General features: G+C 62.7%; 13 protein-coding genes. 6 read left to right on the top strand and 7 right to left on the bottom strand.

The features are described from left to right. The first annotated feature begins 5 nt into the window (after nt 1-5). Nucleotides 6-377 carry a hypothetical protein gene (locus K2F47_RS24840; RefSeq protein WP_242907603.1) on the top strand — a complete coding sequence of 124 codons (372 nt, stop codon included), beginning with the start codon at nt 6-8 and terminating at the stop codon, nt 375-377. A 457-nt stretch (nt 378-834) separates the two neighbouring features. On the opposite strand, the gene K2F47_RS24835 is transcribed toward K2F47_RS24840, so the two are convergent. After that, entirely contained in the window at nt 835-1,395 is a 561-nt protein-coding gene (locus K2F47_RS24835) for a GntR family transcriptional regulator (RefSeq protein ID WP_242908770.1), read from the bottom strand. Between the two features lie 20 nt (nt 1,396-1,415). On the opposite strand from K2F47_RS24835, the gene K2F47_RS24830 reads away from it, so the two are divergent. Next, the gene (locus tag K2F47_RS24830; protein ID WP_242907602.1) at nt 1,416-1,724 is read left to right on the top strand and encodes a recombinase family protein; all 309 of its coding nucleotides are present in this window, start codon (nt 1,416-1,418) and stop codon (nt 1,722-1,724) included. A gap of 1,114 nt (nt 1,725-2,838) precedes the next feature. Here K2F47_RS24830 and K2F47_RS24825 read toward each other — a convergent pair. Genes K2F47_RS24825 through K2F47_RS24810 form a run of 4 tightly spaced genes read right to left on the bottom strand, consistent with a single transcriptional unit; the run spans nt 2,839 to nt 6,790 of the window. Further along, complete coding sequence (locus K2F47_RS24825) at nt 2,839-4,323, bottom strand: SAVED domain-containing protein (RefSeq protein WP_242907601.1); 1,485 nt, start codon at nt 4,321-4,323, stop codon at nt 2,839-2,841. After that, complete coding sequence (locus tag K2F47_RS24820) at nt 4,323-5,243, bottom strand: AAA family ATPase (protein WP_242907600.1); 921 nt, start codon at nt 5,241-5,243, stop codon at nt 4,323-4,325. The genes K2F47_RS24825 and K2F47_RS24820 overlap by 1 nt, the downstream gene beginning before the upstream one ends. A 30-nt stretch (nt 5,244-5,273) precedes the next feature. Next, nucleotides 5,274-5,789 carry an HORMA-1 domain-containing protein gene (locus K2F47_RS24815; protein WP_242907599.1) on the bottom strand — a complete coding sequence of 172 codons (516 nt, stop codon included), beginning with the start codon at nt 5,787-5,789 and terminating at the stop codon, nt 5,274-5,276. Further along, nucleotides 5,786-6,790, bottom strand: a complete 1,005-nt coding sequence (locus K2F47_RS24810) for a CBASS oligonucleotide cyclase (protein ID WP_242907597.1) — start codon at nt 6,788-6,790, stop codon at nt 5,786-5,788. The genes K2F47_RS24815 and K2F47_RS24810 overlap by 4 nt, the downstream gene beginning before the upstream one ends. 179 nt (nt 6,791-6,969) lie before the next feature. Here K2F47_RS24810 and K2F47_RS24805 point away from each other — a divergent pair, with 179 nt between their 5' ends. Then, on the top strand, nt 6,970-7,635 hold the full coding sequence (locus tag K2F47_RS24805) for a hypothetical protein (protein ID WP_242907595.1): 666 nt from the start codon (nt 6,970-6,972) through the stop codon (nt 7,633-7,635). A gap of 214 nt (nt 7,636-7,849) precedes the next feature. Here K2F47_RS24805 and K2F47_RS24800 read toward each other — a convergent pair whose 3' ends face one another. Next, a complete protein-coding gene (locus K2F47_RS24800) occupies nt 7,850-8,050 on the bottom strand; it encodes a hypothetical protein (RefSeq protein WP_242907593.1) in 201 nt (66 codons plus the stop codon). A gap of 469 nt (nt 8,051-8,519) precedes the next feature. Between K2F47_RS24800 and K2F47_RS24795 the strand changes: the two genes are divergently transcribed. Together K2F47_RS24795 and K2F47_RS24790 are read left to right on the top strand one after the other, a co-directional pair. Beyond that, nucleotides 8,520-9,368 carry a hypothetical protein gene (locus K2F47_RS24795; RefSeq protein WP_242907591.1) on the top strand — a complete coding sequence of 283 codons (849 nt, stop codon included), beginning with the start codon at nt 8,520-8,522 and terminating at the stop codon, nt 9,366-9,368. A 338-nt stretch (nt 9,369-9,706) separates the two neighbouring features. Beyond that, entirely contained in the window at nt 9,707-10,318 is a 612-nt protein-coding gene (locus tag K2F47_RS24790) for a hypothetical protein (RefSeq protein ID WP_242907590.1), read from the top strand. A gap of 524 nt (nt 10,319-10,842) precedes the next feature. Here K2F47_RS24790 and K2F47_RS24785 read toward each other — a convergent pair. Continuing rightward, on the bottom strand, nt 10,843-11,052 hold the full coding sequence (locus tag K2F47_RS24785; protein WP_242907589.1) for a hypothetical protein: 210 nt from the start codon (nt 11,050-11,052) through the stop codon (nt 10,843-10,845). 206 nt (nt 11,053-11,258) lie between these two features. Between K2F47_RS24785 and K2F47_RS24780 the strand changes: the two genes are divergently transcribed. Then, a complete protein-coding gene (locus K2F47_RS24780) occupies nt 11,259-12,308 on the top strand; it encodes a hypothetical protein (protein WP_242907588.1) in 1,050 nt (349 codons plus the stop codon). The last annotated feature ends 127 nt before the right edge of the window (nt 12,309-12,435 follow it).

The following is a 12,435-nucleotide window of genomic DNA, read 5'->3' as shown; positions in this document are numbered from 1 at the left end:
GTGACATGACGTACTTGCTGGTCGTCCAGGACGACTCGTGGTCAGTGCAGAGGGAGTCTCTGATTGAGAAGATCGCATCGCGATGGACCGAAGCTCAAATAGGTGGGCCGGCCGATCGGAGTGATCCAGTTCTCGACGTGACTTGGAACTACGGTCAGGGGGACGCTGAAGTCGAAGGGTCCATGCACGAATCGGGTCAATGTGTCTATCTTGATGGACAAGAGGGTGCTGTGGCCGATTTCGTTGCTTGGTTTCGAGGCCTCATACCGCCACAAATCGAGCTAGTTCTCTGTGACGATACATACAGCTTCGATGCCGTTATCCAGGCGGGTTCAGACGTTGATCATATTCGGCGCCTTTTCCCGGATGGTGGCTGATGACACGCTGGTGATGACCTGCAGGTAGGGCGGGGTTTCGTCCGCCCCCGTTGCCGTCAAGCTGTGGTTCGGGTTGTAGGGTTCCTACAACCCGCCGGAGCTGCGTAGGCGTCGCGGTGTCGGAGCGGTGCTCGCTAGGGCCAAGGTACGTCCTCGCCTCGCCCCAGTGGCGCCCGGCCGTACTTTGCTCGACCGATGTCGCTGCCGTCGGAGGGAAGGCTGGGTGGGCTGACAGCGGTCGTTCGTCAGCTCTCTCTGACGCTTCCGCAGTCAGCTGCCCCTTGCCTCGGGCTGCCGAGGCTGTGCGGGTCACTGTGGCCTTGTTGCCGGGCGGGCTGCTGGGCCGGAGGCAGGAGGCGTGCCCGTCCCGGGCGGGCGTAGCCTGCGGCGCGCCGGAGGCGCGCTTTTGATACTTGTAGAAAAGTTTTCAGCCAGCTACCTCGGTTCGGGGTGTGGTTCAGGAGCTTTCAGTCCTCGTTGAGGACGCCTTCGATCTTGCGTCCGGCTTGGCTGACGCGGTGGCTGTACAGGGTGAGTTCGACGACCTGGGGGTGTTGGGCGCTCCAGTAGTCGTCGACGTCGCGGCGGGCTTGGAGGATCTTGTCGATGCGACGGCCTCTTCGAAGGCGGCGTTGACCTGTCGGGAGGCTTCGCGGAGGTCGTTCATGGCGGCGCGGTATTGGGCGTCGACGGTGATCGGCTGTGCTGTTTTGGCCAGGCGGGTGACGGCGTCGGGGCGGACGAAGCTGCCGCGGCCGGCGACGCCTCGCTGTTGGAGTTCGCGGAGGGCGCGTTGGGCGGTCATGTTGGCGACGTTGAAGGTCTCGGAGATGACTTTCGCTGAGGGGACCTTGTCGTCGGGGCCGAGCTCGCCTTTGGCGATCTGGTCCTCGATGGCGTCGACTACCTGTTGGTAGAGAGGGTCCGGACGGCCATGTCGGCGCAGGCTGAGTTCGAGGGACGTTTCCTGGGCGGTCGGCCGCCTTATGTGTATCGGCTGGCCGATGCGGGCCCGCATCCCCACCCGGCGATGGTGGCTTGGGGGCGCGGAGCCATCGGCTGGAACTCGACTTGGAGGCGGCGCCGATCGTGGAGCAGACCTTCGCCCTGCGTCTTGCGGGGTACGGCGCGCGGCGCATCGCCGGAGTACTGGACGCCGACGGCGTCCCGTGTCCCTCGGCGCATGATCCTGCCTGTAACCGGCACCGGAACGGAGCGGGCTGGACGGTGGGGACAGTGCTGGCGTTGCTGAGGAATCCGCGCTACACCGGGTTCGAGGTATGGACCAAGCAGTCCAAGGCCGAGGTGCTCATCGACCCCCACAACGTTGGGTTGGGCGGAGTGTGAAGTCATCATCACGTCCGAAATCGCAGGCACCCAGCATGACGCGGCATGCACGGCGATCGACACCGGCGCGATGGAAGCGCGTGCCGGTCTATGTGGTACCCCCTACGGGAAACCATGCGCATGGCTGCACCCACAACCCGACCGCCCACCGCTGCCAAATAACGATCCCGTCCCACTTCCCAATCCCCTAACCGCGCGGCCCATGTCGCCGGGGTGATCACAACCGTTTGTGCATGGTCGCCGTAACCCCGGTCGATGATGTCTAGCGCGTCCTAGTTGATAGCTACGACCTGTCGTTGCGCCATCCTGGGCCGATACATGGTATGGCCGTGTATGGGCCTCGCGCTCAGTTGATCAGTGGCTACCCGACATGGCCTGTATGGTGCTCGTTGATAGTCTGCGCAGTTCGGTCAATCACGAGGGGGCGTGAGAGTAGTTAGAGGCGTTGGGTCGCATTCCGTTTACCCGCTTCGTGCTGGCAGTGGTCCCCCCGTGGGTGTACGTTCTTCTTGACGACCAAGTGGTATCTCTCCATGTGAGAGGAACGATCTCCTATTTCGACCTCGCCTGGGTGAATTAGGGTCGGAGGTAGATTTGCCGTGCAGAGGTTAGCTTGCTTGGACGGGTGTGCTTGCGGGGGAGCGGACGCGGTTGTTGAAGGGGTCGATGGCGCGGAGGGCTTAGGTGTGGGTGAGGGATCGGAGGACCCAGAATTTCGATGCTGACATATCAAGCGGCCAGTGCTATCGGGCAGCTACCAGAATGTTCGGGGCGGACCGCTGAAGTCTTACGCCTGCAGGGGTTTGGTTAGGGGCTGGAACTTCGCTCACCCTCGTCAAACCTCTAATTATTCTCGATAGAGCCGATGGTTGGGTCCTGTCTGCAATGCCCAATACGATCAACCAAGATTGTTTTAGCAATTCGAACAGAATAGACTCACGGCTACGTCTTTGGTAAAGCTTGACCTTATTCACTTTGCACTCGCACGATAAGCAACGATGTTGAGACTTTGTGCAGTCGATCGAATCTGTCGACGTTGCTGGGGAAAATTCAGGTCATCGCGACTCTCGTTGTAAATCGTCAATTTGGCTGTGGCTTCTCAAGTCGGGCCACTCTATGCTTCCACAATGAATGCAGGTTCATATCCGTTCTCAACTTTGATGTCCTCATACACGACGGTCTGACATAGTCGATTCCATCGGTTGCCTAGCAAAACAGCAAGTCCCATCGGGCAAGCGAGGAAGAGGTACATTCGCTGCACCCGCCGAGTAGAGCGGCGTAGATGATCGCGGATGCCAACAGCCAAGGCATTTGCGGCGATGCTGTCGGGGACGGAGCCGTCGTTCGCTGTGCCGCTCGACGGGGTGAGGACGATGAGCTTGCTGACGGGGACATTCTGCTCACGCAGGTAATTCAGGACGTCCTCAGTGGGGTCCGTCGCGACGGCGATGGCGATGGCGACCTCGTCGCCTTGGCCGATCTCGTACTCGTCGACTCCCGGGGCCAACGCGGTGTTGAATGGGTCGGAGGTGGACCAGAGCTGACTACCGGTCCTCCCGCGCTGGACCACCGCGAGGTCGGTACCGGTGACCATGCGGAAGGTGGTACCGACTAGGAAGGCCGGCGCGAGACGGATACTGCCCGTGACGGAGACGGCGGTAGTCCCGGCAGGCAGGGCTCCCGGTGCAGCCTCAATGTCTGCCTGTAGCTGCGCCCAGGTATTCGGCGACAGGGGACGACGTTTGGCATAGTCGGAGTCGCCCTCGAAGCGGTCGACCCAGTCGATGGCATGGTCGGCGTCCGACGCCAACGGGTCCGGCTTGAGGGTAGCGATTGACAGTACTGCCCGGGCTGGGCCAGCCTTCAGGTTTAGCTCGGCGACGGCGGCCGTGACCATTGTCAACGTGAGTTCACGTCGACCTTCGCGGACCACTTTGGCGACCCAGGCGGCTCCTTCCTCAAGCGCCCGCTGGTCGTGGCGAAGCCCGGTGACAGCCATTAGGAGTCGGAGGTTCTCCTGATACCAGACCATGTCCAGAGGCAGGTCAAAGCGCAGCACCGACAGGAGATCGATGAGCTCGGCCTCGGTTAGCTCGGCTTCCTGTGCCCACCGGGCGCGGGCCCTGCCTCGGTCGGACCTGGTCCCGCCCATGGCCGCCTTGGGCATCAGGAGGCCGGTGCGGGCGTCGCGGCCCGCCATTAGGACGTCTGCGGCGTCGGCCGCCCGGTTACTGACCAGGCGTAGGTCGGCGCTGCCGCTGTCCGCCGTGAGCATCTTCCATGTCCTGGCGATCTTGGTGAGGATCGACGGACCACCGTTGGCGCTGGGCTTGGTCAAATAATCCTCGTTGACTGGTGTAGCGCTGTCAACTGCGTATTTGACTTGCTTGTAGGTGTTTGGAGGTGCTTCACGTAGCAGGACAACGTCGTCGAGATTGCCCGCGCCCTCAAGTTCGACGCCGACTGCGCGGACGGGGTTGTGCGAGTGGGCGGCGGTCTCCCGAAGAAGGGACAGGCAGGCATCCCATGCGACGAGCCATTGGTAGTAGTCGCCGGTGGTGCGAACGCTGGTAGGCCCAGCCGCGGGCAGATGGGTCATCAGCGTCTCTCGGTGAAGACAGGGGTCGGCTCCAGCTCCTCGGCGAGGGCGAGGAGGTCTTCATCAGTGACCGACCGGTCGGGAAAAGCGCGGAAGACGGCGGCCGGGACGAGGCGCTGGGTCAGGTCGGAGAACGTGTAGCCGGGCTGGTCGCCGTTAGGGCCGGTGAGCTCAACGACCTTGCGGACGGTTTCCGGCCGGATGCCGAGCCCGTCGAGTGCCTGGCTGAGGACCGCGTAGCGCTGCTCATCGCTGGGGCGACTGAAGGTGAAGGTGGCCGCTGCGCGACGCATGATGGCGGGGTCGAGAGCGGCGAGCCGGTTAGTGCACAGCACCACGACGACCGGGAGTCGGGCACCAGCGAGGCTGTCGATGCCGGCCAGGAACGCGTCAACGCCGGCTCGGTCCTCGTGATGCATCTGCTGGGCCCCGCGGGACTGCACAAGGGCATCGGCCTCGTCGACGAGGAGGATTTGCACGGCGCGCGCACCGCGAGAGCCGGAGACGCGCTTGCCCATCATGTGCATGTGGGTGAAGGCGTCGCCGATGAGTGAGGTCATCTCACCGACCAGGCCGCTGCCACGAGTGGCGAGCTTGAGCCGGTACAGGTATACGGGCAGTTCGAGAAAGTCGGCGAGGTCACAGCCGAAGGACTCGGCCAGGGCCGACTTACCGGAGCCGACGTCGCCGCCGAAGATGAACAGCGGCGCCCGATCCGCAAAGAGGGTGAGAGCAGCGACCTCCCCGCCGTGATAGGCGGCGGCCCAAGCCTGGAGCCGGTGGGGGTCCGCGAGGAGAGCAGATTCTTTGCGCAGGCGGAGTTTTGTGTCGTCGAGGCCAACTAGGCGGTCGTAGCGTGCGCGGCGGGTGGGCTCGGGCAGTTCGATGACGGGGTGGAACAGGTCGTCTTGGCTGGTCACGTATTTATTCTTCCTGCCGATGACGCTGGACTAGTAGGCGACGTAGACGTCGCGGGACACGCCAGCGCCATTGCGGGCGTAGCCGTGCCCCGTAGTGGTGATGCCCGTGAGAGCGCTCGGGGCAGTGCCTGTCGTCCGGGAGATCGGGAGGCTCTGCTCAAACTCGGCCTGCTCACTGCTGGTCAGGAGCCAGAAGGAAGAGCTGTGGGCCAGGTGGCTGTGGAAGCCGTGGCCGGTGAGGTCGACCGGGTCCGGAAAGCTTCCTGGCCGTGAGTCCGTGAGCTGGCCGCCGACCGTCGCCTTGTATCGCAGGCGGAACTTCCAAGCGTTAGTCGTTGTATCGCGGAAGCCGTAGTCCACGGTGTCGAGGAATCCGCGGTCCAAGAGGACCGCGACCTCCTCGGCGTAGTTCTCGATGTTATCGAGGCCGGGCTTGCCGTAGAGGTTGTGCAGGAGACGCAGATCGGCGCCGACTCTGCCTCCGACATACCGGGCGTCGGTGATCGTGAACGAAGCGGAAGCGGATCTCGTGTAGGAACCAGTCATGATCCCTCTCCCGGGAAGGCGGGACCGAACAGCTCGCGCCAGGCATCGAGCGCCTCGCTCTTGGTGGCCGCGTAGGCGGCCATCGAGATGGTCTCCAGGGCGATCGTGGCGTGGTTCACCAGCCGTTGCCGGTCCTGCTCGATGTAGCCGCACGCGACGTTGTTCTCCGGGTTAACCGGGTCCCAGACCTGGATCGGGTGCGCCGTCGCCTCCACCGCCTCGGCCTTGTAGTAGTCGGTGAACACGATCGGCGTCCTCAGGCCGGTGTGGACGATGTAGGAGAGAACCTGCTCAATCGCTGCCGGATAGTCCTCGACCTGGAGCGGCTTGCCGTTCCAGCCGACGTCCCAGAGGTGGGCCACCAGGAGTTCGAGCAGGAACGATTTGCAACGCAGCTCTGGGTCAATCTCCTTGTTCTCGCGGATCCACGCCTTCAGCAGCCGGATAACCTCCCGGTATCCGCCGCCGGCCTTGTCCTTACGCGTCTGGATGAACTGCAGGTGGAGCGTGACCGAGGTGAGCACCTTGATGCCGTCGGCGGTGACCAGGTACCCCCTGTCATCCGGCTCGCCGGTGTACAGCACCGGCACGACGTCGATCTTCAAACCACTGCCACGCATGGTGATCCCAACGGCATGGTCCGACAGCTTGAAGTCGTCCACTTCCTTCGTGGCCCCATAGACCTCGATGCAGCGGTCTCGGAGCCAGCTCAGCATCGTCGAAACCTCGATGTCGGTATCCGTGGTCTGTAGATAGGCGGCAACGTCCGCATCGGACCCCGTGCCACTTCTACGCCGGATCGCCGTGTGCTTGGCTGTGCTGCCAGACGCGCGGAGCTTCACCAGGTCAAAGTCCGGGTGGTCCGCGATGTAGTCCTCCAGCCGCTCCCGCAGGTGGTTCACCTGACGGCGGCGCTCCTTTGCCTCCTCCGTCGGCACGTTTACCTTGCGCTGCGCGAAGGTTTTGAGGATCTCGTGGTCGACGTAGCGCTCTCCCGCCATACCTGTACGTCCTCCCCCCGGAGAAGCTGATCGACAGAGCAACAGACCTACCAGCCGCCACTGACAATCTGGTTCATCCTCTGAGCGCTACCCTGCTTGCCCGCGCCACCAGCAAGAGCATCGCCAACAGACCAGGGGTCGACCCATGGGCGGCAGGGAACGGTCAGGCCCTGAACACGATGGCCAGCGATTTCCCCAGCGGTCACGCTCACCGAGCACAGCGGCCGCAGGGACTTCCCAAAGCATCGCGCCCTGGTAGTGCTCGACGTCTGCCGGGACGTGGTCGAGCATGTCTCGCGGACAGCCCCGACGACAACAACAATAGCGGCGGGGAGGGCAGCGGCTCAGACGATGAGGAGGACGACTACACCCCGCCGACGCGGGAGGAGGGGGAGCGCGCGCAGGCGAAGCTGAAGCGCGCCAACCGCGAGAGCGCCACGCGCCGCCGCTGGCTGGACGACCACGACATCGACCCCCACACCGGCAAGGCCCGCAAGGACGACGCCGACGCCGACGGCGGCCCGGCCCTGAAGAAGACCGCGGCCAAGAAGAAGGAGGGCGGCAAGAACGACGACGACCAGAAGGACGACACCGGCGGATTTATCGGGGAGCAGGTATACGCCAGGGTGAAGCGCGCCGAGGGCCGCGCCATCGCGCACACCGAGCTGCGCTACGAACTGCCCCTCGCGCGCTCCGCTGTCGAGGTCGCCTTGGCGCGCGCGAACTTCAACGGGAAGTCCCTCGACCGGGTGATGAAGCTCATCGACCTAGACGAGATCGACCTCGACCACGGCGAGCCGATCGGGCTGGACGACCAGATGAACAGATCCGGGAGGACTTCCTGAGTGCGTCTCCGTGCGCCACAGCCGCCCAGGCGACGGCGACGGGGGACCGGCCTCCACCGAGGAGGTCGGCGGCGCGAACAAGAAGCCCCGAGAAGGGCGACAAGCTGAAGACCTGGAAGGAGACCCTCACCGAACGCATGGGCAGCAGCCGACTCCCGAACGGACCGTGCCGCTGGCGCGTCCACACGCGACAGCGACACAGTCCGACCGCAGGTCAGGCGGGCTTCTCCGCCACGAGCTGGTTCAGCAAGACGGCCGCCTTCAGCCCCGTGAAGATCGCGGTACCAATGCCGACGACACAACCGATCGCGAGGGCGGTGGGGAGGCCGACGCCCCGCATCAGGACGGCCCCGACGGCGGACGAAATGCCGACGCCGAGGCCGACGATGCCGCCGGTCACCAGGGTCAGGACCACGATCAGCAGGGTGCGTGTCGTGAACGGGGGCTTTGGAGTCCGGTTGTGAGGTACGTCTACTCTGGGCATGCGTCTTCCCATCACTCGGAGGATGCGCCGCACTGGGCCCGGCCCCGGATGGCCCCGGGCGTCGGGCCCGCCACGTTCGTCTTGGCGGGCGGTGCTGACCTCCATCATTCGGACGAACGCCCCCGCACGCGAGTAGGCTGAGAGCGCGCGGTAACCCGCCAGAGGATGAGATGTCAACATAGTCACACGTAGCCAGAAATCAGGCGGGTTATGACGTTGAGTTCAGGAGGTCAGTCTCCATGGCGAAAAACTCTTTCGCCTACCTCATGGCGTCGCCGAAGGAACGCGAACGGATGGCACGCGCCACGACCGTCTCGTCCGCACCGAGCCCTACCTCGACAAAGCCGCATCGAGTCTGAGCCGCCTGAGCCGCAAGTGGCCGGAGAACGTGCGTGTACGCGTGCACTTCATCTACCGCAGCGAGCCAGCCAAGGATGGGGTCTCGGACCGAGCCCTTCCGTCTCCCGAAGAACGCCCCCCGGCGACACGTCTGCTAAAGGCCGGTCTCGCCCTGCGCTTCTACCTGATCGCGCTCTGCGCGGCTCAGATGCAGACGAGACGCGGGCAGCCCGGAAACGACCTTCCACTGATCGCGACCGGGGGCGACGTCGGCTGGATCGACCTGGTAGCAGTCCCGGTGGAGCCCCAGATGGCTGGCTCCGTCGCCGTCGACAGGGCCAGCAAGAAGCGGCGCCAGGTCGTATCAGCCCTCCGGACGCTTTCCAGCTCCGACGTCCAACTTGTCCATCTGCCCAACAAGAACAAGCGGTACGACAAGTACCACGGCTTCCGGCTCCTCGACGAAGGCGGGGCCCGAGACCTGGGAGACCCGGCCCCCTATGTCGTCCCGCCGCGGGGAGAGAAGACCTTCGCCCTGCCCTCCGGCCTGTTTAGCAACGGCTGGATCCACCTCCTGGAGGACGCCGAGCTCGCTCTCCTAATGATGCTCACCGCGGTCACCCAGCATGGCCACCAGGGCGCATGGGTCAAGATCGCAGCCGAGGAACGGCTCCTGCACTATGGCATCGGCCGGGACACGTACCAGGCGCACAAGACCCTCCGTGCCTTTGGTCTGCTGAAGGTCGAGTCCGACGAGGGACGCCACGGCGACGGCAAGGTTATGGGCTACAACAAGGGCGCCCAGCCCCGCCTCCACTCCTTCCAGTTGCAGCCGGACGGCTTCGCAGAACCCGCGCTCGACGTCATGAAAGAGCACCTCGACCAGTTCGGGAACCGCCCGGCCAAGTGATCGCAATCCCGGATCGGCCCGGTTGTCGTTGAGAGGACGCGATTCCTGCGAGGGACAGCTGGCACGTCCGCGAGGACACACGGCAGCCCGTAGGGCATGGCGACCGCCCAACGGGCCAGCCAAAAGGTTTCTCGTGTCTCGCATTGCCGCACCTTCTCACCCCCCAGAAGCATCTGTGCCTCCACGGCCGAAGGCCACGTGATAACCCCGCCGGTGAACGCGGATGCCGTAGGGCCTACATGCGATCGATCTGATCACCCTCGGCATATGAATTCCGACGGCAGACCATCTGCCTGGAACAGTTCGTCCCAGTTCCAGATCCCCTAACCACGGCAGGCTTGATCGAGTTCTTCAACCGTGAGGTGTTCGGGCCTCATCGTCGTGAACGGCTGCGCGCGATGATCGCCCGGCTTGATGACAGCCATCTCATCGAGCACCGGGAGCGGCTGGTGGCGGTCGAGCGGCAGATCGCGGAGTTGAAGCGGCGCAAGGAACGCGTCCTGGACTCGTTGGAGGCCGCCGAGGAGCCTACGCCTGCGTTCGTGAATTCCATCAATGAGCGCACCACGCGTATCGGCGCGGACCTGGAGGCCAAGCAGGCTGCACTGCGTGAACTTCGGGAGGCGACTCCGGTGGCGCCCTGTCCCGAGCTGCTGGAGCAGTGCCCGACGGGGACGGTCGACCTTGAGCTGCTGCCTGAGCCGATCTTGCGGCGTCTGTTGGACGCCTTCGCCGTCCAGATGCGTCACGACAAGCAGGGCAACCAGGTGGACGTTCAGGTCACGATTACGTCGGAGATGGCGGACACGCAGCTACGGGCCGCGAACGTGGCGATCGCGGGGGATGGTGGTGGGGCGGATGGCGATCTTGCAGCCATGCGCGTGGTACCCCCTAGGGGTATATACAGCATGGGCGCACACCCGACACCCATCCGTCGGCCGGGCGGCTGACGATCACGCGAACGTTCACCGTCGGCGATGCCCAACGACGCCGCTGACCACGATCACTCGCGTACGCTGACCGTAGTCGGTCTACGGCGCCGAGCACGCCACGAGGCGCTCTGCCGTAGAACGTCCCGCGCGGCGCTGCCCAGCACATCCTGGCCGGGTACTATCGTTGCAACTGAAAGCCGAATGTTGCCGGGGGTGGAGGTCATTGGGCTCCCTGGGCTCGGATACTGGGCTTCACGTGAGTCAGCGCAGGATGCGCTAGATAAGCTAGCGCACGGGTTTTGCCCTATGAGTCACGAAATTGAAGCCGGCGTTGACTCTCGCCCCTGCCGGATATACGGCGAACTGGCACAAGCAATAAACGATCCAAGGAAATTCTACGAAGTCTGACCAATCGGCTTCGCATGCAAGTTAGCGGCCAGGATTAGTCATGGATTTACCTGATGACAATGACCTACGTCGGTCCCGAGACCGATAGATCTGAGAGTGGGTCCCCAGCCAATTGCGGCCGGGGACCCAATGTGTCATCCCTTTGTGGATTCAAATAGCCCAACGACGGTCATTAGGGCGAGCACCGTCGTTACGGAGGTCACGAACGCACCGCCGCCGAAGAGGAAGGCGCTAGCTACCGTCCCCCCGTCTATCGACTTCAGAATACCTGCGGTCATCCCGGTGATTAGACCTACGAGGACCGCGATAAGGGCGTACAGTACCCTTGACTTCCCCTCGTTCACTACTTCCCTCCGTAGCCGACGGACGGAGCGCACGTGCCCTAAAGCGGACGCCGTGCAGGCCCCAGCGGCAACTTGGTACGCCGCGCCCGGTGACCAAATGCCGGTTAGCCAGGTATTGAAGGGAGGAGTTCGCCGAAGGATATCCGGATACTCCGGTATTATACCACAGGGCACACCGAGGGCAGACCGATCAGGGAGTTGCGCATATGAACACCGAACAGGCTGACAGGAACTATTTTCATGACCTCGAACTGCTCGTTGTCCAGATGGAGGAGGCCAAACGCTTGGTCACGATCGACACGGTGCCGCATCTGCGCCTGGCCTTGATCCTGCTCGATAACGTGGTGGAGTTGTCCATGCAGCGTATGGCGACACAGATTTTCTATCTGGAGCAGCCTGTAGCCAACATGGCCGACAATTTTAGGCGCGGTCTCAAACACCCCGGCGCGGACCTGACAGAGGAGCAAGTGCAAGCAATCCGGGAGCAAATATCCGACATGGAGCAGCGTTTCACCTCCAAAACACGCCGGAAGAAGGTTCTGGGCAGCTTTGGCGGTAAAGTCGACTTTCTAATCGAGAAAGGAAAGCTTCCTTCTGAGATCAAGCCAGTTCTGCATAAGTTGCACGGGTATCGGAACGAGACATACCATCGCGATCAGCATCGTAGGGAGATATTGGCGCCCGCCGCGATGGTGTATTTCGATTCGGCGTGCGACATGTTCGGGATTTTTAGACCCATAGTTGCTGGCACGAGTTCAGACATCGGCCCAGAACTGAAGAAATTCATCGAAGAGGATGTGCGGCACTTCAATCCTGCTTATTTCGATCTTCCTGAAAAAATTGCCGAAACCCTTAGGGCGGAGATCGGGTTGGACACTCATAAAGTAGCCGAGGCGCTAAGCGAGCACTTGCTCGCGCGGATCGAAACCTTTATCGAGGAGCTGGAATATGCTAATGGCTTCATGGACGAAGAAGGTGACGTGCTCCGGTATGTCCAACGCCAAAGGGAAGACCTGTCCTTCTTTGCGAATCCAAAAGAATTCCACAAGCGCAGCTTTCCTGTCACCTACGAAACTATTGCCGGATGGCGCACAGCTGCTGCGGAAGTACGATCAATGCAAGACAAACACGAGTTGCTGTCCAAATACGGGTTGATTGAAGATGAATTTGAACCGCTCGAGACTGCGGTGCAGAATGTGGTCGCAAACATTGAGCGCTCAATTGACATACAGATAGATGCAGCACTGGGAAAGTAGAGTCAGGGAGTGGACTATTCTTGGCGGCTACAAGTAGGGTGGACGGCTCTGTTTCTTGCCAGCGGAATAGGTCGATAAAATTGCCGCACCGTCACTTTAGCTGGCGATCAGAAATCCACATCGACCC

Source organism: Actinomadura terrae, assembly GCF_022751215.1.
Lineage (GTDB): Bacteria > Actinomycetota > Actinomycetes > Streptosporangiales > Streptosporangiaceae > Spirillospora > Spirillospora terrae.
Note: the sequence above shows the minus strand (reverse complement) of the source record. Positions and strands in the feature narration are given on the sequence as shown.

Coding starts and splice junctions, on each gene's coding strand:
- K2F47_RS24780 (WP_242907588.1), top strand. CDS start 11,259: ATGAACACCGAACAGGCTGACAGGAACTATTTTCATGACCTCGAACTG.
- K2F47_RS24815 (WP_242907599.1), bottom strand. CDS start 5,789: ATGACTGGTTCCTACACGAGATCCGCTTCCGCTTCGTTCACGATCACC.
- K2F47_RS24810 (WP_242907597.1), bottom strand. CDS start 6,790: ATGGCGGGAGAGCGCTACGTCGACCACGAGATCCTCAAAACCTTCGCG.
- K2F47_RS24825 (WP_242907601.1), bottom strand. CDS start 4,323: ATGACCCATCTGCCCGCGGCTGGGCCTACCAGCGTTCGCACCACCGGC.
- K2F47_RS24835 (WP_242908770.1), bottom strand. CDS start 1,395: ATGCGGGCCCGCATCGGCCAGCCGATACACATAAGGCGGCCGACCGCC.
- K2F47_RS24840 (WP_242907603.1), top strand. CDS start 6: ATGACGTACTTGCTGGTCGTCCAGGACGACTCGTGGTCAGTGCAGAGG.
- K2F47_RS24805 (WP_242907595.1), top strand. CDS start 6,970: ATGGCCAGCGATTTCCCCAGCGGTCACGCTCACCGAGCACAGCGGCCG.